Genomic DNA, 18,611 nt, shown 5'->3' on the forward strand with positions numbered 1-18,611 from the left:
TCCTCCCAATCCTCCTCCTCCATTTAAATACTCCAATACAATAGTTTCTTTATATTCACTTGTATATTTAACCAAACTAAAAACCCCTTATGCTAGATATTAGTCCAACTTAAGGGGTTCACTTCATTTCTGTCTTTCATCTGCCTTATGAAGGACAATTTTCTTTGGTTGGCACCTAATTTTGTCTTTCATCTGCCTTATGAAGGACAATTTTCTTTGGTTGACACCTAATTCTGTCTTTCATCTGCCTTATGAAGGACAATTTACCAGGGGTTCGGCCTTTATCTGTCTTTCATCTGCCTTTTGAAAAACAATTTTCTTGGTTCGCGCCTGTTTCTGTCTCTCACCTCTTATGAAGGACCGTTTACCAGGGTTTCAGCTTTGGTTTGTCCCCTATTGCCTTATGAAAGACAGGTTTCTTGGATTCGCACCTAATTTTGTTTTTCATCAGAACATCAAAAAAGTCCGATTCGCATAATGAATCGGACTTTCTTTGTTTCATATATTACATTACCCGTTTAAACATTTTCTCCATTTCGTAAATCGAGTAATGGATGATGATAGGTCTGCCATGCGGGCAGGTAAACGGATCGGATGCTTTTCGTAAGTCATCGAGAAGTGCTTGAATTTCATCATTGCGTAAATGGCGGTTTGCCTTAATAGAGCCCTTACAGCTCATCATAATGGCCGCCTCCTCACGCAATTTTTTGATATCCACTTTCTTCATCGCTAGCAGCTGTTCAATCATATCTTCAATGATTTCCTTTTCCTCGCCTTTTGGAAACCATTGAGGGTGGGAACGAACGATAAAGCTGTTGATCCCAAATTCTTCAATAAATACGCCCACCTTTTCAAGTTCTTCGCGATGCTCCATGATTTTTAAATATTCATCGGTTGAATATTCAAAGGTTAATGGCACGAGCATTTCCTGTAACTCAGACGCAACCCGCCCTACTTTTTCTCGGAAATATTCATATTTTAATCGTTCCTGTGCCGCGTGTTGGTCGATGATATATAACCCGTTTTCATTTTGGGCAAATATATAGGTTCCATGCATCTGGCCAATTGGATACATGCGCGGAACCCGGCTTTCATTTTGTTCCGAAGCCGGTTCGTTCTCCATTTCATCTGACTCTTCATAATCATCATTCTGATGATCCGTTTGAAATGGATTCTCTTCCATACCTGCAAATGGGTTTCTATTAAACGTATGCTTTTCAAAATCTGACCTTGATTCGGTAAACGATTGTGCTGGTCTTTCGAAAACAGGTTCTCTATAGGTTTCGGAAAAAGCTTCTTCCCATTTTGGCTGCTCTTTTGGAAGAACAGCTGAAGAATCTTCCCTGACTAATGGTGCAGTCTGCGTTGTCCCCTCATTCAGATCCAGTGAAGTTTGTTCCGTTTTTACCTCTTCTTTTTTCACAGAGGAATAGGAAGTTGGAATCAAAATCTTAGATTTAAATACGGTTTTTATTGTATTGGTCACCAGTTCATTTAATTCTGCTTCTTTACTAATCCTGACTTCCATTTTGGATGGATGGACATTCACATCCACAAGCAATGGATCCATTTCCACATTAAGCAGGACAATTGGATAACGGCCGATTGGCAGGAGTGTGTGGTACCCTTCCTGAATCGCCCTTACCAGAGAATAGTTTTTAATAAATCGTCCATTTATCATCGTTGAAATATAATTCCGTGACGCTCTGGTCACCTCCGGCATAGAGGCATACCCGCTGATTTTATAATCTAAAGACTTGGCTTTAATCGGAACAAGCTGCTTGGCAATGCTCAAACCGTAAATAGCCGCCAGCACCTGACGGAAATCTCCATTTCCATTTGTTTGCAGCAATTTCCGTTCATTGTGAATTAACCGGAAAGCCACATCTGGATGTGCCATGGCAAGCCTGTTGACGACATCCGTGATATTCCCAAGCTCTGTATGAATGGTCTTCATATATTTCAAACGTGCCGGGGTGTTGTAAAATAAATCCGTGACAGTAATATCCGTCCCCTTTCTGCTCGAGGTTTTTTCAACTGATATTACCTTGCCGCCTTCAATCACAACATTGCTCCCTGGACCATTTCCGGTGGATGTCTTCATTTCAAGCCTTGAAACAGAAGCAATACTCGGCAGGGCCTCACCGCGGAAACCGAGAGTCCGGATCCGGAATAAATCATTTTCATCTTTAATTTTACTTGTCGCATGACGCTGAAATGCCAGCAGAACATCGCTCTCTTCGATTCCGTTCCCATTATCGGTAATCCTGATTTTGGCAAGTCCCGCTTCTTCCACTTCAATTTCAATGACGGTACTGCCGGCATCCACTGCGTTTTCTACCAGTTCTTTCACAACAGAGGCGGGGCGTTCGACTACTTCTCCCGCCGCTATTTTATTTGATAGGGCATCATCTAATTGAATTATTTTCCCCATTTTTCCGCCTCCTGTCTATCTTCAGCTTTTTAACTTTTTATGCAGATCATGCAAAAAGTTAATGGCTTGAAGAGGTGTGACATCCATTAAATCTAGTTCGCGAATTTTCTCTAATACCTTTTTCTCTTTAGAAGAGTGTTCTGGTTTCTTCATTTCTTTTGGTTCATCAAAGAAGGGAAGCTGGGCATTCTCTCTTGAAAGTTTTTCTTCAACCGCTGGCTTTTCAACCGACTCAGGCGGCTCTTTCGTTTCAAACTCTTGCGCAGCTGGCACGGTCTCAGTTCCTGAATGTTCCAGCTTCGTTAAAATTTCATTTGCCCGATTGATTAATTCTTTTGGCAGGTCTGCCAGCTGGGCGACATGGATCCCGTAACTTTTGTCGGCCGGTCCTTTTTTAATTTTATGAAGAAAAACGACTTTCCCATTATGTTCAATTGCACTGACATGAATGTTCTTTAACTTATTTAGTTCATCCTCGAGTACCGTTAATTCATGATAGTGAGTTGAAAATAATGTCTTTGCTCCAATCCTGTTATGAATATATTCAATAATTGCCTGCGCTAAGGCCATCCCATCATAAGTGGATGTCCCGCGGCCAATCTCATCAAATAAAATTAGACTGTTTTGAGTTGCATTAGAAATCGCATTTTTCGCTTCCAGCATTTCAACCATAAAGGTACTTTGACCAGAAATTAAATCGTCTGCCGCTCCAATTCTCGTGAAAACCTGGTCAAAAATCGGCAGGACCGCTTCGGATGCCGGTACATAACAGCCAATTTGCGCCAAAACTGCCATTAATGCTATTTGCCTCATATACGTACTTTTACCAGACATATTTGGTCCTGTTATTAACAGGATTTCACGGTCTGAGTCCATCATACAGTCATTGGGGACATATTCCTGCGAATTTAATACTTTTTCAACGACTGGGTGGCGTCCGTCCTTAATCATCAAACAGCGTTCTGAAGAAAACTGCGGCTTTACATAATGACGGTCTTCACTAACTTGGGCAAAGCATTGAAGAACATCCAGCTCACTGACACTTTTGGCCAGAGCCTGCAAACGAGGAATATATTCCTTCACGATTTCACGGATTTCCGTAAACAAATCATATTCCAGCTGGCCGATTTTTTCTTCCGCTTGTAAAATTAATGCCTCTTTTTCTTTTAATTCAGGAGTAATAAACCGTTCTGCATTTGTTAATGTCTGCTTCCGTTCATAACGGCCTTCTTCCAGCAAATGAAGATTGGCTCGAGTCACTTCAATGTAATAACCAAATACACGGTTATAGCCAATCTTTAGTGATTTAATTCCAGTCTTTTCGCGCTCTTCCCGCTCAAGCTGGGCAATCCAAGTCTTTCCGTTTCTGCTGGCATCACGGTACTGATCAAGCTGGTCATTATACCCGTCACAAATGATATTCCCTTCTTTTAATGAAAGCGGAGGATTCTCTACAATGGCCCGCTCCAGCAAGTCGGTAACTTCTTCACACGGGTCTAAACTCTCAGCAATTAAGTTCATTGTTTCATCCTGCATGTTTAAGAGAATTTCTTTTAATAATGGGACCTGCATTAAGGACCGTTTTAATTGGACTAAATCACGGGCATTCACGTTTCCAAAAGCAACCCGGCCTGCCAGCCGCTCTAAATCATAAACTTCCTTTAATTTTCCGCGGAAATCCTGACGTTCAAAATAATGATCCATGAACACGTCTACGAGGTTGTGGCGATTTTCAATTCCCCTCTGGTCAATTAACGGCCTGTCAATCCAGTGTTTTAACATTCTGGCCCCCATCGCCGTCACCGTTTCATCCAAAAGCCATAACAAAGATCCTTTTTTCCCTTTTGATCGAATCGTTTCCGTTAATTCAAGATTTCGTTTTGAATAGTAATCTATTTTCATGTATTGATGAACTTGATAGGTTGCAACCGGCTGAAGATGGTCCAAACTTCTCTTTTGTGAGCGGTATAAATAATTAAACAGCCTGGCAGCGGTTTGTTTTAGTTTTTCCTGATTGAGGTCTTCTAGAAGTTGGGCAAACTGCATTTCTATTGAACTATTATCTTCAAACGAAATGGCTAACACATCCCGTTCGCGCATTTTTTTCTGGAGTTCCCCATCAAAACCGTTTGCCACAACGACTTCCTTTGCACCTAAAACAGATATTTCATTCAGCACTTCATCAAAATTGCTTGAGAGCAATGTTACTTTGCTTTCCCCAGTTGAAATATCATTATAAGCAAGTCCAAATGTCTGATCATCAAATGCTGTGATGGAGGCAATGTAGTTGTTTTCTTTTTCAGTTAAGCCCCTTCCCTCCATCATCGTTCCTGGCGTGATGAGCTGGATTACTTCACGCTTCACCATGCCTTTCGTTTTTTTAGGGTCTTCCATTTGTTCACAAATTGCCACTTTATACCCTTTAGCGACAAGTTGTTCAATATAATTCGCTGCGGAATGGTAAGGAACACCGCACATCGGAATCCGTTCCTCTGTACCCCCTTCACGGCCTGTTAACGTAATTTCTAATTCCTGTGATGCTTTTATTGCATCGTCAAAAAACATTTCATAAAAATCTCCAAGACGGAAAAATAAAAAGGCATCTTGATAATCTGCCTTAATTGTTAAATATTGTTGTATCATTGGCGTGTAAGCTGCCATCATGACCCTCCACTGCTTTTAATTCTTCGAGTATCTTCGACATATTATTATAACATAAACCCGGCTGACATTCTTAAAATGAAAAATCTTCTATTATTGAGCAGGCTGATGATTCATATCGTGATATTTTTACAATATGATATTAAAGGGTGGTGGCTTTATGGGATGGTTTAGCGGAAGCAGCAAAAATAACCCGTTCGAAATGTTTTCAGAAAGTCATGTTATTGTTTTAGCCATTTTATTCATAGTTTCTGCAGCGATTTTTCTTTTTAGAAGGAAACTTAGGAGACTTTATTTACGTTTTGTAGAAATTTCATTAGCCATCACACTTATTATTTTCGAAACGCTTTATCAAATATGGCAGGTACAGAACGAAATCTGGAATCGCAGCAGCTCCATTCCTTTAGAATTGTGCAACATCAGTCTATTTTTAACCATTATCTTGCTATTTACTAGAAGAAGGATTTTTTATGAAATTCTATTATTTACAGGCTTGTTAGGAGCATCACAGGCATTATTTACACCCATATTGTCTTATGACTTCCCCCACTTTCGTTTTTTACACTTTTTCTTTACCCATTTAATGATGATCTGGGTGCCTTTATATTTTACCTGGGTGCAAAGATACCGGCCTACCATCTGGTCTGTAATAAAACTGTTTGTATTTTTAAATGTGTTAATGCCTTTGATACTATTTATTAATAAGCTTACGGATGGAAACTATATGTTTTTAAGCCGAAAACCTGAAAGCACCAGCCTGCTGGATTATTTAGGCCCTTATCCCTATTACATTATTTCAATGGAAGGATTACTCATTTGCTTAAGCTTAATCGTTTGGCTGCTGTTCAGGGAAAAATCCACAGCTAAGGAGAAAAAACCAAAGTCTTTTTCAAATTAATAAATTTTATTTGACCTTTATTGGTTATCGATTTATAATAGATAACGTTCCTTAATTAAATAATTTTTGTCCTGACAGCTCAGTACATATGGATTTGCTTCTTTGACTTGACTTCAGCATACTAATCGAGCCACTTCTTGAATAAATTTTCTCAAATTAGGTCGGGATTTTCAGTTTTTAGTTAAGGGAAAACATTATATTATTTCTAACTTGTCCTAGTAGCTCAGCAGGATAGAGCAACAGTTTCCTAAACTGTAGGTCGGAGGTTCGAATCCTCTCTGGGACGCTTACAAACCCTTGCTATTGCAAGGGCTTTTTTCTGTTTAATCCGTTATAACAATACATGCCAAACATTTTTTTCACTAAAATACTGCCGCTCAACATTAATTTTCAGATCATTCCCCCCTATAAATTCAATTTTCTATTGGTATCTTTTGGTGCAATCAAACACGAATATTTCCTCCACTAATGTAAACAATTTAGTTTAGTACTATATTTTCTTATCGGGGCAGGAATTATAGCCCGCTGAAGTGAAAATAAAGTTCACTGACGCAGAATTTTTACAAATTTGGACTAGCTTTCAAAAATGATTGTGGGTCCATAAGTAAATTTTTTAGCAGTGATTAAGGACTGGCTTGTCCTTATTTCTCATTCTTATCTATTGTATTCCATGTTAAGGAGCAGACATAATAAAATGAAATTTAACAAGAAAAAAATCAACGTTGTCGATATTCAACAAACGAAGAAAAGCGTGTTTGCTACAGGGATAGGAAACGCTATGGAATGGTTTGATTTTGGTTTATATTCGTACTTAGCTGTTATCATTAGTCAAAACTTTTTTAGTGCAGTTGGGAATGATGAATTAAAATTATTGTTCACATTTGCTACATTTGCAATAGCCTTTTTAATGCGCCCATTAGGCGGTGTGATATTTGGTAAAATCGGAGATAAATTTGGAAGGAAAATTGTTTTAACCATCACCATTATTTTAATGGCTTTTTCTACATTACTGCTCGGTTTATTACCTACATATGATCAAATAGGTATTTGGGCACCTGTACTTTTATTAATAGCCAGAATTATTCAAGGTTTTTCAACCGGCGGCGAATACGCAGGAGCAATGGTTTATATTGCAGAATCTTCTCCAGACAATAAACGTAACGTGCTTGGCAGCGGATTAGAAATTGGAACGCTCACCGGGTATATATTTGCTTCCATACTCGTCAGCGTACTCTTTATCATTCTTTCTGACCAACAAATGGCCTCTTGGGGTTGGAGAATACCATTTCTGCTTGGTTTACCTTTAGGGCTTATTGGGTTTTACTTAAGAGGAAGTCTAGAGGAAACACCCATTTTTGAAAATGAACTTTCTGATGATGACGTCCAAGAGGAAGGATTCTTTTCTATTTTGAAAAATCACAAAAAGGATATTATTGTATGTTTTGTATCGGTCGCATTCTTTAATATCACAAACTATATGTTATTATCATACATGCCTTCTTATTTACATGAGGTTATTGGTTTATCTAATACAGTAGGAACCGTATTAATTACTATAACAATGATTATTATGGTGCCGCTTGCTTTCATGTTTGGAAAGCTCAGTGATAAAATTGGAAACAAGACTGTTTTCTTAATTGGTTTAGGCGGCTTAACCCTATTATCTGCCGTTTCCTTTTATTTGATAAACTTGAATACTTTAGTATTTATTTCTTTAGGTATTTTAATTTTAGGTATTCTGCTTTCCACTTATGAAGGCACCATGCCAGGATCTTTACCAACCATGTTCTACACAGATATTCGATATAGAACTTTAGCCGTGACCTTTAATGTCTCTGTTTCAATATTCGGCGGGACTACCCCGCTGGTTTCAACATGGCTGGTCCATAAAACTGGGAATAACATATTACCTGGTTACTATCTAACACTCGTAAGTATTATTGGATTTTTTGTGATATTATTCTTGTTCAAGAATACTTCAGGAAAGTCTCTAAAAGGGTCTTACCCAACAGTGGCTACTAAAGCGGAATTTAAAGAAGCTGTTGAAAATCCAAAAGATTCCTTATGGTGGAGAAGAGAGCAGCCAGAACCAGAAAAATAATCAAATGGAAAAGCCGCAGTTAAATTGACCGTGGCAAATCAAATTTCTTGCCGGAAAAATAAAACGGCGGTAAGAACACAGTTCACCTTAAAGTATAAAAATTAGGTTTTTTAAATCTTACCGCCTTAAAAACTCGATGCCTTAATTTCTCCCCATACGTGATTGGTTCGTCTTACGACCACTTACCAGTTAATACCTCTGCCCGATCGGTTGCTGGTGCGGGTGTTCTTGACAAGTGTGAAATTTCCGTATACATTTCTGGTGTCATTTTAAATACAGCCGCTGCCAAAGAATTTTCCAGCTGGTTTATGTTACGTGCACCAATGATTGGGGCAGTTACAGCAGAATTTGATTTTACCCATGCTACTGCTAAAGTAGCAGGTTTCACATCATGTTGTTGTGCATATTTGGTGAATTCCTCTGCCGTAACAAAATCTTCATTGGCACCGTATCGATCACCATAGCGTGCAACTTCTACAAGGCGGCCTTGTTCAGGACGTTGGTTCACCCCGTACTTACCAGTAAATAATCCCCCTCCAAGCGGACTGTAAGTAATTACTCCAAGTTGTTCAGACTTTGCCATCGGTAAAATTTCAACCTCAGCTTGACGTTTAACAAGATTATACATGGGTTGGATTAATTCAAAACGGGCAAGGTGTTCTTTTGCAGAAATCCCCAATGCCTTTGTTATTTGCCATGCAGCCCAGCCCAGTTACTTACTGCAGGGTAAAGAATCTTTCCTTGCCGTTGTAAGTCAACAAGTGTCCGAAGAGTTTCTTCAACGGGAGTCTGCTCATCAAAGTCATGAACAAAATAAAAATCAATATAATCGGTTCTTAAACGGCGCAGACTTGCTTCAACGCCTTGCATCATATGTTTTCGAGACAGACCTTTACCATTTACATCGCCACTCGTGTTCCAAAAAACTTTTGTCGTTAAGACGATTTGTTCACGCTCATGCGAAATACATTTACCTAGAATTTCTTCAGAACAGCCGCCAGCATATACATCTGCCGTATCAAAAAAGTTAATACCAGCTTCCCGACAACGTTTATACATCGCCTTTGACGTCTCTTCATCGGCGTTTCCGCCAAAAGACATCGTACCAAAACATAAATTTGAAACTTGAATGCCTGTTTTTCCTACTGTACGATATTCCATCCTTAAATCCTTCCGGTTAAATTATTCCATTCTGACGTTAAAATACTGCTCCAAAGTTTATGAATGGGGCAGCTTAAGAGATAATCATCCAGCTAAACTGTTGGGTTAGCTTACTTCTAAATCCAAAAGGTAAGTGTTTTAAAAAAAGGATGTCCCAAAAACAGGTTTTTGGACACCCTCGGAATCATGAATTATCATCGATGCTGCTTACATTGTGCTGATGTCTATCACAAATCGATACTTCACATCTGAAGCTAATACCCTTTCATAGGCTTCATCAATTTGGTCAGCTGAAATGACTTCAATTTTTGGAGCAATGTCATGTTCTGCACAGAAGTCTAACATTTCCTGAGTTTCACGGATACCGCCAATCATGGAACCTGCATATGAGCGGCGGTGACCGATTAAATTGAATACATTTAGTGACAGCGGCTCTGCAGGGGCACCAACGTTTACCAAAGTACCGTCAAGAGAAAGCAGCCCTAAATAAGCATTCAAGTCAAGCTTTGCACTTACTGTATTAATAATTAAGTCAAAATATCCTGCAAGTTTCTCAAATGTTTCCGGATCACTTGTTGCATAGTAATGGTCTGCACCTAATTTTAACCCATCTTCCTTTTTCTTCAATGTTTGTGACAGAACAGTAACTTCAGCTCCCATAGCATGTGCAATTTGGACAGCCATATGACCTAAACCGCCCATCCCCAAAATTGCCACTTTCTTACCTGGAGCCGCACCCCAATGATTTAATGGAGAGTATGTCGTAATACCTGCACAAAGCAATGGAGCTGCAACGTCAAGCTCTATGCGCTCAGGAATTCTAAGTACGAAATCTTCTTGTACGACAATGTGAGTAGAATAGCCGCCTTGAGTAGGTTCGCCGTATTTGTCAACACCAGCATAGGTTTGAATATTTCCTTTAAGACAGTATTGTTCTTCTCCTTTACGGCAGTTCTCACATTCACCGCAGGAGTCAACCATACATCCGACCCCTACCCGATCACCAACCTTGTATTTTTTAACATTAGGACCAACAGCCGTAACAAACCCAGCAATTTCGTGTCCAGGTACGAGCGGATAGTTCACGGGACCCCATTCACCATAAGCAGTATGGATGTCTGAATGGCATATTCCTGCATATTTAATCTCAATTAGTACATCATGCAGATCAAGATCGCGTCGTTTAATTTCAGCTGCGCGAAACGGTTTGTCTGGACCGTCCACAGCTCTTGCTTTAGCAGTTATCATTAATAAAACCTCCTATAATTGATTGTTTTCAAGAGAATGGGAAGTATTAGAGAAATGAATTACTCTACTGAAAATTTTTCCTTCATCCACATCAATCCCTGCTTTTCTCTCCTGCAAAACTATGTTAATCCCTATAGTTAACTCTAGGTCAAGTGATGAACTAATTTTTCTTGTAACAATCCCCTGCCATAATAGATTTACATCATCTATCAAACAAGCTTGCGAACTGCTTTTAAAAAAAAGAATGTTTGTCTATATGTACCGGATTTGAATTTTCAACGTTAAGATTACTTTGACAAGCAGAAAATATCGTGATAGAATCCCCTCAAACCATCGAGTTAACTCAAAGTCTATATTCATAGAATAGGAGATAAGTAATGAAGACATATTCTATAAGTGAAGTGGCAAAAGAATTGAATCTTACCGTCTATACCTTGCGTTATTACGACAAGGAGGGACTTATACCTTTTGTAGAACGGACATCAAATGGAACGCGATTGTTTAAAGAATCCGATATCAATGCTTTAAAAGTAATTGAATGCCTCAAATCCACTGGGATGCCCATTAAGGAAATTAAAACTTTCATTGATTGGTGTTCTGAAGGGGATTCGACGTTACCGCAAAGATATGACATGTTTATGGAACGAAAAGCTAGTGTAGAAGCGCAGATGGAAGAGCTAAAAAAAACAATGGAGCTCATCGAACATAAATGTTTATATTATAAAACTGCCTTGGAGGCTGGAACGGAAGATATTCATAAAAAAGAAAAAATAACTATCTTTTAATTAACCTAAGCGGCCTGTCCTTCACTGTTGACCTGAAAACAAGCAGCACTTTATTTACTATTTACCGCCAAAAATCTAATGTTCATCAGGGATATACTTTATGAAAATCCTTCCGAAAATTGCGCCTTGGGCAGCGTCGACGTTAACCTAAATCATTAATGTATGGATTTCTTGTTTTTCAATTTAGAAAGAAACAAAAATGACCATCCAATGAATGATCACTCTTCTTTAACTCTCTTTTTAGAAGAACTCAAAAAAGGCTAACCCTAAAGTTTAGCCTTCTTAAATAAAGCTTTTAACACCAAACCTATGCCAACACCTGGAATCACAAATAACATAGGAAACCAAACTGTTCCCAACAATACACCAAATAACTTCACTCTTGATGAATACATAAGTCCGATTGTCACAAAGCAGGCAGAGAAAACAAACGGCAAAAAAGAATATGGTTCCTTCCCTCCGCCACCATCTTTATAAGCGTCCCACATCACGAAAAAATATACACAAGGATAAAACATAAGCCATTGATATTCAGTATAGTCAATGGCCTTTTTAATTTCACCGTTAAAACTCAGTATAATTAGTTGATTAAACTGGGATTTAACATTTATCACAATTTCTAATAAAATAAAAATGATCCCTTTTATGTATTTTCCATTAAGTATTTGACCAAACCCTGGAAGAGCAATACTCCATAACAATTTTTCTTTTGGATTCACATTTGTTTGACCCTTTTCGCTTTATTGTTATCACCAGATTATGCTAAAACTTTTAAAAAATAAAAGTCTTAATTAGACGCTAAGTGTTTCCTATCAACTGCTTTGGGAGGCTGCTCCATCCAACCATGGTCAATTAAGAGATTGGCTCCATCATCTACAAATAAGAAAACATTCGCAGTGGTTCTTCCATACAGTAACCCAAGATCTCTTCTGCCATTTACCGCTACTGAGTTCCCATAAGCCCTAATCTTCATAGAAAACATGTCCACCTTATGCCATAACATTAATTTGTCTGAAAAAGGTGAAACGGTGGAATCTGAGACTAAATGATCTAAACGGGCTGGAGATGGTAAATGATCAGTCGTTAGTTTTTCACTAAATTGCTTAATAGCTTTTTCAGTCATGTCCAGTCCTCTTTTAAACAATTCTTTTACTTTTTCATTTTTAACAACTTGATGGAATCCCATTAATAAAGCTTTGCTTGTGGTGTTATTCTCAATGTTATCATACAGGTGCGTGACTTCTAGTCCATGCAGCGGCCGGACATCCCCAATAAAGCCATTTAAAAAGTCTTGTTTTTTTATAAAATCTATTCTTTCTGGTATCGGAAGAACGGGAGGTTTTATGATAAACCCTTTACTCATTAAAGTAGTATTTAGCTGTTCTAGTAATTCAGATGTTGCTTTAGCACAATCATTAAAAAAATCCCTAATATCTTTTCTCATCACCAATGGAAGTGCAACGGCATATATGCTCAACCCCGCCTTGGCAGCATATTTCAAATAGTGGACATAAAACTCATCCTGATATAACCGAGGAGCCTGTAGATTTACGTCTTTATCTGTTAAACCTACAGGAATTGGAAAATTGTCTTTTTGGAAAATCCTTTCTGTGGCTTGCATAAATTCTGTCGCTAACTTCAATGCATTTCGAAGTAAAGTTTTGATATCTTGGTCCTCAACATGATTCAGAAAATAATTTAAAATACACTTAGACATGCTGTTTCCCATATAGGTGGCCCAAAGTTTAGACATTTCTACAGATGTTAGAAGAGCATTTGAACTTAATTTTTCCGTACTTAAATTAATCGGTTCAAGTGTTGTATCCATGATTTCATCTCCTTCAGCCAGAATTTGATTTTATTAGTATTTTTCCCCTTTTTGATTTTTATTCTGGATTAAGTGATGAAGATTTTTATGTTTATATTTTATACAAAAGATGACAGCCAAGAACCTCTCAGCTTTCGTGAAGTCTCATTCTAAACTGGCAAAGTAAAATTTCATTCTCTTTATACCTTTTAGTGACGGTACAGGTTTTTCTATTTATTTTCTTCATAATATCGACATAAAGAATCCATTATTTCTGCGAATTTTAGCTATATGATAAAGGTAATAAAAGAAAGGAGTTGTTATTTCATGAAAAAACTTGCAGTTGGTATTTTAAGTGGAGCCTTAATTCTTGGAGCTGGTACAGCTGTATTTGCAGCCGGAAATAATGATTCAAGTGATGGAATAAGTTTTGAAAAAATGCTGCCTTTCATGCAAAAAATGCATCCAGATATTTCAAAAGAGGATTTGCAACAAATGTACAAAGCCTGTCATGGAGATGGAGGCATGATGAATGGAACAAACAAAAATACGACTGATTCCAAAAATATGATGAATAACTTATAGCAACCTTATTTTTTGATTCCAAATAACACCATATATATAGGAAAAGAATGCGCCGAAATCACGGCGCATTCTTTATTTCATTGAAAAGAACAATTCCCCTATTTTCTAAAAGAATTTATAGTAGATTAAACCCTGTTTGCAATCTTTAATATAGTGAAAAAGGTACAGAGCTCTCCCCTGTCCATACTCCCTATGTTCTGCCCATTTTTAAAGGGATTCTTCTTTAGAATTAATAACTTTACTCAACCTTAAATTGACCCATCATACCGGCATCTTCATGTTCAAGAATGTGACAATGGTACATGAACACTCCTGGGAGATTGAAGGTTGCAACGGCTCTGACTTTTTCTCCAGGATAAACAAGAATAGTATCCTTCCAACCAGCTTCGTTTGCCGGCGGGAGGTCCCCATTGCGGTCAAATATTTAAAACTGTACCATGAGCATGGAATGGATGAGCCATCCCCCCCATCTTTCCTGAGCTTTCATTTGAAATTTCCCAAATCTCCGTAGTATTGAGGTCCAAATACTCATCTATTCGATCCATATCCATTTGCTTTCCATTTATATTGACATTACTGCACATTCCCTGAAATACAAAGCTTCTGGTTTTGAATGACTTAGAAGGATCAATTCTTTCTATTTGTGCTAATTCATCCGGTATATCAAAGGTTTCCTGTATCTCTTCTGTTACAACAAATTTCATAAATTCCGTTCCTTGATCAGTCAACTCTACTACATCACCTTTTTTATATTCAGAGAAATCAACGATAATTTCCGCACGTTCACCGGGGCTTAAAATTAATTTAGTCATTTCAACAGGCTTTTCAAGGAACCCGCCATCACTAGCAATTTGATAAAATCTTTGATTATCGCTGAAAAGGAATTCGTAAAATCTTGCATTTGAACCATTTAATAATCTAAAACTCATTTTTCCGCTTGGAACTTCAAGATAAGGATTAATCGTCCCGTTGACAAGAATAGTTCCACCTTGAAGGCTCATCATCACGTCATGCATTCCCAATTTATATTCAAATTTTCCATTGGAATCTAACTTTTTATCTTCAATAATGAGTGGAATATCATTAACTCCATACTTTTTTGGAATAGGTAAGCTGTCAGAGATGTCATCATCAATATAAAATAATCCAGCAAGTCCTTTATAAACCTGCTCTCCTGCTTTATGCAGCAGATGAGGATGAGGATGATACCACAAAGTAGCTGCTGGCTGGTTAATGGTGAATCCTGGATTCCAGTTACCACCAGACTTGATCCTATTATGCGGCCCGACATCATTTTCTCCATCTACCTGAAGTCCATGCCAGTGTACCGTAGTATCTTCATTAATGTTATTTTTAATTTTTATTGAAACCTTGTCCCCTTTTTTCACTCTAATAACAGGACCCGGATAGTCGCCATTGTATCCAAGAGTATTTGTTTCTTTTCCTTTAATAAAATTTTTTTTTGACATTTGAACGGTTAAATCAAATTCTGCTTCATTTGGCACTGAGCTTTTATTTTTTAATAATATTGGAATTGGTAAAGGGATCAAGTCTGAATACATAGTATTTTTTTCGAAATTTTTAGTATTCTCTTCACTTCGATTATAAAATTTACTTATTCCAAAAGGAACAATAGAAACGGCTAATAAACCTGCAGCTCCTTTTAAAGAATTTGAGATGAATGTCCTCCTGCTATATTTATCCATAATGTGCTGCCTTTACCTCCTAAATCTTCTTTATAAAAGTCATTTTGTTGTATTCTTCTGCTGGTTTTTTGTTCTGATACATGACTTAATTAGTAAGGCTGTTTTCGTAAACTATGTTGTTATGCCAAGAAAAGCGGTGGTTTATTCAATTTAGGAATAAGCGGACTCTGCGAAAAAGCTGGATTACAGGATAGCCCCCTTGGAAGTAAAAAATAAGCGGAAGTTTTCCCGTTATTTGCAAAATTAAGCCTAAATAGTAAAAAATAAGCGGAGTTTTTTCCGTTATTCAATGAAAAGCACCCGATTTTAGCAGTTTAAAATCAAATAAGGGAAATTCCTCCGTCTATTTCAGCTAATTAACATCCAATTTCCTAAATAAGGGGAATTTCTACCTCTATTTTTTGAACGAATCTTAAAAAGGGAGCAAAAAGCAACAATCTTTTAGAAAAGAGCCATTAGTAATGTACTTTGCTTCATTGCCATTAAGGTTTATTGGATTGAAGCCTCAAAGGCTTTTTTGTAAACTATCAAATTTATATAAATAAAAACCATTGCTAAATGAATAGCAAAAGGATTTCTCATTGCCTAACTCTCAAAATCCTTGACTATCATACAAGCACTTCTTTTTTCATACCTTTATAGGTATGTTTAAAGTATATTTCAGAAATATGAAGAAATAATGGAGAAATAATAAATCATAATGAAGATCAAAAGATTATCACTATAGTGCACTTCTTCCTGAAAATGAAAGATTGACTGGAATCAGGTTGAGGAAAAACGTCAGCCCTATTTATGGAATTACTGCTTTTCAAGCTTTAAAGTTAGAAAGCTTAATAAAAGCATCCTTAATTGTGTTAATGGTTAAGTTTAATAGAAGAAGAAACATTCTGTTACGCAGGAGCAAATGTCAAGTAGATAGGCTTAGAATCATTAAAATCATAAATAAGCTTAAAAACTTAGGCAACAATATAAATGCACAATTTTTACAGTAAATCGATTAAACAAGTTATTAGGAGGACATGATGAAAAGTAAAAAATTTGCATCTGGGGTTTTCATGCTAATTTTAGTGCTGATGTTATCTGCATGGACTAGCAGCAGCAAACAAAATAATTCCGACAACACTATCATTACGGACCAAAATAAAATAAAAATAAGTCAGATGCATTCTGGTTCAGGAGAGGTCCCTAAAGGTTTAAAAGAAGCAAAAAATCCAGCATATAAAGTTGGAAGTCAAGTAATTGTGAATGCTGACCACATGAAGGGGATGTATGGTGCTAAAGCTGTCATTAAAGGTGCTTACGATACGACAGCATATGTTGTGACTTACAAACCAACAACTGGAGGACCACTAGTGACACATCATAAATGGGTAATCCAAGAAGAAATTAAAAACGCAGGTACTACAATTTTAAAACCTGGAACTGAGGTTACCTTGGAAGCAAACCATATGAAAGGTATGATGGGGGCAAAAGGAACCATTAATTCAGCGGTATACACAACAGTTTATATGATTGATTACATTCCAACTACTGGAGGTCCAATTGTAAAAAATCATAAGTGGGTTATTGAGAGTGAACTTTCTGCTGAATAATGCTCCTTGCATCCCTTTTTAAAAGGACCATGACAAACGAACAGCAAATACAAAAAACGACTCGTCCATAAATGGATGAATCGCTTTTTGTATTTGCATATTGATAATATACATCAGTTTTTGATTACAAAGACAGGGCATATTCATCCTCAAATTTCGGTCGAATGAGGTGTTCCTATATTGGAATAACATGCCAATATCCTATAATATAAGAATATATTTATTCGCAGGTAACTATGAAATGTATGGGTGGCTCGTATGCATATCTTATTTTTGGCTCCTTATTTTAATCAACCAAGAGGAAATTCTACAACTATTAGCGTCTTGTTCATTTTTTACAGCAAAAAAATATTAACACCTCCGTTATACCTTATATGGAAGATGATGATTGGCATCGTTCAGATGCGGATATTTATCATATATTACATGCTACCCGATTTATTAAATGGCAAAAGGAAAATGATTTTATTTTAAATCGTCCCTATCTTGTAACAATGGGAGGAACCGATATTAATATAGATTTGCAGGGAAATATGAATGATGAAGTATTCTCATTCTTACATGATGCTGCTTTTATTACTGTTTTTACAAATGATGCAAAAGAAAAGGTAGAAAAGTTATTTCCTGGATGGGCTGATAAGACCCTTGTCATTCCCCAGGGTATCTGGCTTCCCTGGAACATCTCAACTATAAAAGACGAGATACTTCCACGTATTTTCCTTCCTGCCGGATTACGTCCAGTAAAAGATGTTTTGCACGCTGTTCCAGCGCTTGATGAGTTAATTCAGGTCTTCCCGAATATGGAATTCACTATTCTTGGTGCCAAGTTAGATGAGAACGTTTATAAAGAGGTACAAAAAGAAGAAGAGCATCGTCATTGGATGAAGTATGCTGGCGTCGTCCCTTATGAGGTTATGAAGTTATGGTACAATCAAGCCCAAATCGTAATAAATACTTCCCTTTCTGAAGGTCAGTCGCTTGCACTTATGGAAGCAATGGCAGCAGGGAGGCCTGTCATAGCACGAAAAAATGAAGCAAATTGCCATTTGATTCGCCACGAACAAACAGGTTGGCTTTACGAAACAATGGATGAATTTAAAGAGGCAGTTCAATCCATTGTATCTAATATTACCTTACGAGAGAAAGTAATTCAGCAAGCAAGAGAATGGATATACGAATACAGTTCACCTGAACAAGAAACCCTTACTTATATCAACTTGTATCAACGTCTATAATTTTTGAGGTACAAATCCTACTGGATTTTTTGTACCTCCTCTTTATTGGAGCAGCAAGGATCACAGTTAAAAAAGTTAATCTATCTTTTATATTTGTTCACACAATGGACAATGAATCTACATGTTTTCTGCAAAAAATTAACTTATAACTGAAAACGTAGATATAACAACATTTTGGAGGTAACAAATATGAATAAGATTGCTTTATTAGCTATACCATTAGCAACCAGCGTCTTTTTAGCCGCTTGTGGAAATACAACCACTATTCCTGAGAAAAAGGAGCATTCCTGTTAGAAGGATTTTCGGGGACTTGAACAAAAAGGAGCCCTCTTGGTATGATACGGGGTGTCAAATCGTGGCGAGATGACCCCTAACTTAGTTAACCAAGGAGGACTCCA

At 37.4% G+C, this 18,611-nt stretch carries 15 protein-coding genes and 1 tRNA gene; 7 read left to right on the top strand and 9 right to left on the bottom strand.

Going from position 1 to position 18,611, the window contains the following annotated elements; translation table 11 throughout:
• Positions 1-505: 505 nt before the first annotated feature.
• A complete protein-coding gene (gene mutL / locus M3183_RS25075) occupies positions 506-2,434 on the bottom strand; it encodes a DNA mismatch repair endonuclease MutL (RefSeq protein ID WP_251474398.1) in 1,929 nt (642 codons plus the stop codon).
• A 21-nt stretch (positions 2,435-2,455) separates the two neighbouring features.
• The gene (mutS, locus tag M3183_RS25080; protein WP_251474401.1) at positions 2,456-5,095 is read right to left on the bottom strand and encodes a DNA mismatch repair protein MutS; all 2,640 of its coding nucleotides are present in this window, start codon (positions 5,093-5,095) and stop codon (positions 2,456-2,458) included.
• A 160-nt stretch (positions 5,096-5,255) separates the two neighbouring features.
• On the opposite strand from mutS, the gene M3183_RS25085 reads away from it, so the two are divergent.
• The 3 genes from M3183_RS25085 (at position 5,256) to M3183_RS25095 (ending at position 8,094) form a co-directional block, all read left to right on the top strand.
• Positions 5,256-5,993 carry a YwaF family protein gene (locus M3183_RS25085; protein WP_251474406.1) on the top strand — a complete coding sequence of 246 codons (738 nt, stop codon included), beginning with the start codon at positions 5,256-5,258 and terminating at the stop codon, positions 5,991-5,993.
• 212 nt (positions 5,994-6,205) lie between these two features.
• Positions 6,206-6,279, top strand: a tRNA-Arg gene (locus M3183_RS25090).
• Between the two features lie 408 nt (positions 6,280-6,687).
• A complete protein-coding gene (locus tag M3183_RS25095; RefSeq protein WP_251474408.1) occupies positions 6,688-8,094 on the top strand; it encodes an MFS transporter in 1,407 nt (468 codons plus the stop codon).
• A 172-nt stretch (positions 8,095-8,266) separates the two neighbouring features.
• On the opposite strand, the gene M3183_RS25100 is transcribed toward M3183_RS25095, so the two are convergent.
• From M3183_RS25100 to M3183_RS25110, 3 genes are all read right to left on the bottom strand, one after another.
• Positions 8,267-8,773 carry an aldo/keto reductase gene (locus tag M3183_RS25100; protein WP_251474411.1) on the bottom strand — a complete coding sequence of 169 codons (507 nt, stop codon included), beginning with the start codon at positions 8,771-8,773 and terminating at the stop codon, positions 8,267-8,269.
• An 8-nt stretch (positions 8,774-8,781) separates the two neighbouring features.
• Positions 8,782-9,255, bottom strand: coding sequence for an aldo/keto reductase (locus M3183_RS25105; RefSeq protein ID WP_251474414.1), 474 nt, complete (start codon positions 9,253-9,255; stop codon positions 8,782-8,784).
• 207 nt (positions 9,256-9,462) lie between these two features.
• Positions 9,463-10,503, bottom strand: a complete 1,041-nt coding sequence (locus tag M3183_RS25110; RefSeq protein ID WP_251474417.1) for an NAD(P)-dependent alcohol dehydrogenase — start codon at positions 10,501-10,503, stop codon at positions 9,463-9,465.
• Between the two features lie 377 nt (positions 10,504-10,880).
• Between M3183_RS25110 and M3183_RS25115 the strand changes: the two genes are divergently transcribed.
• A complete protein-coding gene (locus M3183_RS25115) occupies positions 10,881-11,288 on the top strand; it encodes a MerR family transcriptional regulator (RefSeq protein ID WP_251474421.1) in 408 nt (135 codons plus the stop codon).
• A 266-nt stretch (positions 11,289-11,554) separates the two neighbouring features.
• On the opposite strand, the gene M3183_RS25120 is transcribed toward M3183_RS25115, so the two are convergent.
• Complete coding sequence (locus M3183_RS25120) at positions 11,555-12,007, bottom strand: hypothetical protein (protein ID WP_251474423.1); 453 nt, start codon at positions 12,005-12,007, stop codon at positions 11,555-11,557.
• 68 nt (positions 12,008-12,075) lie between these two features.
• Positions 12,076-13,116, bottom strand: a complete 1,041-nt coding sequence (locus M3183_RS25125; RefSeq protein WP_251474425.1) for a DUF3231 family protein — start codon at positions 13,114-13,116, stop codon at positions 12,076-12,078.
• 306 nt (positions 13,117-13,422) lie between these two features.
• Between M3183_RS25125 and M3183_RS25130 the strand changes: the two genes are divergently transcribed.
• A complete protein-coding gene (locus tag M3183_RS25130) occupies positions 13,423-13,680 on the top strand; it encodes a CUE domain-containing protein (protein WP_251474427.1) in 258 nt (85 codons plus the stop codon).
• Between the two features lie 238 nt (positions 13,681-13,918).
• Here the strand turns inward: M3183_RS25130 and M3183_RS27370 are convergent, their stop codons facing one another.
• A complete protein-coding gene (locus tag M3183_RS27370; protein ID WP_311315407.1) occupies positions 13,919-14,104 on the bottom strand; it encodes a multicopper oxidase domain-containing protein in 186 nt (61 codons plus the stop codon).
• Entirely contained in the window at positions 14,097-15,386 is a 1,290-nt protein-coding gene (locus M3183_RS25140; protein ID WP_251474429.1) for a multicopper oxidase family protein, read from the bottom strand. The genes M3183_RS27370 and M3183_RS25140 overlap by 8 nt, the downstream gene beginning before the upstream one ends.
• A gap of 1,022 nt (positions 15,387-16,408) precedes the next feature.
• On the opposite strand from M3183_RS25140, the gene M3183_RS25145 reads away from it, so the two are divergent.
• Both M3183_RS25145 and M3183_RS25150 read left to right on the top strand, forming a co-directional pair.
• On the top strand, positions 16,409-16,978 hold the full coding sequence (locus M3183_RS25145; RefSeq protein ID WP_251474431.1) for a YdhK family protein: 570 nt from the start codon (positions 16,409-16,411) through the stop codon (positions 16,976-16,978).
• A 374-nt stretch (positions 16,979-17,352) separates the two neighbouring features.
• Positions 17,353-18,213, top strand: a complete 861-nt coding sequence (locus tag M3183_RS25150) for a glycosyltransferase (RefSeq protein ID WP_251474433.1) — start codon at positions 17,353-17,355, stop codon at positions 18,211-18,213.
• The last annotated feature ends 398 nt before the right edge of the window (positions 18,214-18,611 follow it).

The sequence above is a fragment of the Neobacillus mesonae genome (assembly GCF_023715155.1).
Classification (GTDB): Bacteria; Bacillota; Bacilli; order Bacillales; family Cytobacillaceae; genus Neobacillus; species Neobacillus mesonae_A.

What these genes read in the sequence shown, in the direction of transcription:
- mutS (WP_251474401.1), bottom strand. Translation starts at nt 5,095, where the DNA reads ATGGCAGCTTACACGCCAATGATACAACAATATTTAACAATTAAGGCA.
- M3183_RS25110 (WP_251474417.1), bottom strand. Translation starts at nt 10,503, where the DNA reads ATGATAACTGCTAAAGCAAGAGCTGTGGACGGTCCAGACAAACCGTTT.
- M3183_RS25095 (WP_251474408.1), top strand. Translation starts at nt 6,688, where the DNA reads ATGAAATTTAACAAGAAAAAAATCAACGTTGTCGATATTCAACAAACG.
- M3183_RS25150 (WP_251474433.1), top strand. Translation starts at nt 17,353, where the DNA reads ATGGAAGATGATGATTGGCATCGTTCAGATGCGGATATTTATCATATA.
- M3183_RS25085 (WP_251474406.1), top strand. Translation starts at nt 5,256, where the DNA reads ATGGGATGGTTTAGCGGAAGCAGCAAAAATAACCCGTTCGAAATGTTT.
- M3183_RS25140 (WP_251474429.1), bottom strand. Translation starts at nt 15,386, where the DNA reads ATGGATAAATATAGCAGGAGGACATTCATCTCAAATTCTTTAAAAGGA.
- M3183_RS25130 (WP_251474427.1), top strand. Translation starts at nt 13,423, where the DNA reads ATGAAAAAACTTGCAGTTGGTATTTTAAGTGGAGCCTTAATTCTTGGA.
- M3183_RS25105 (WP_251474414.1), bottom strand. Translation starts at nt 9,255, where the DNA reads ATGGAATATCGTACAGTAGGAAAAACAGGCATTCAAGTTTCAAATTTA.
- mutL (WP_251474398.1), bottom strand. Translation starts at nt 2,434, where the DNA reads ATGGGGAAAATAATTCAATTAGATGATGCCCTATCAAATAAAATAGCG.
- M3183_RS25115 (WP_251474421.1), top strand. Translation starts at nt 10,881, where the DNA reads ATGAAGACATATTCTATAAGTGAAGTGGCAAAAGAATTGAATCTTACC.
- M3183_RS25125 (WP_251474425.1), bottom strand. Translation starts at nt 13,116, where the DNA reads ATGGATACAACACTTGAACCGATTAATTTAAGTACGGAAAAATTAAGT.
- M3183_RS25145 (WP_251474431.1), top strand. Translation starts at nt 16,409, where the DNA reads ATGAAAAGTAAAAAATTTGCATCTGGGGTTTTCATGCTAATTTTAGTG.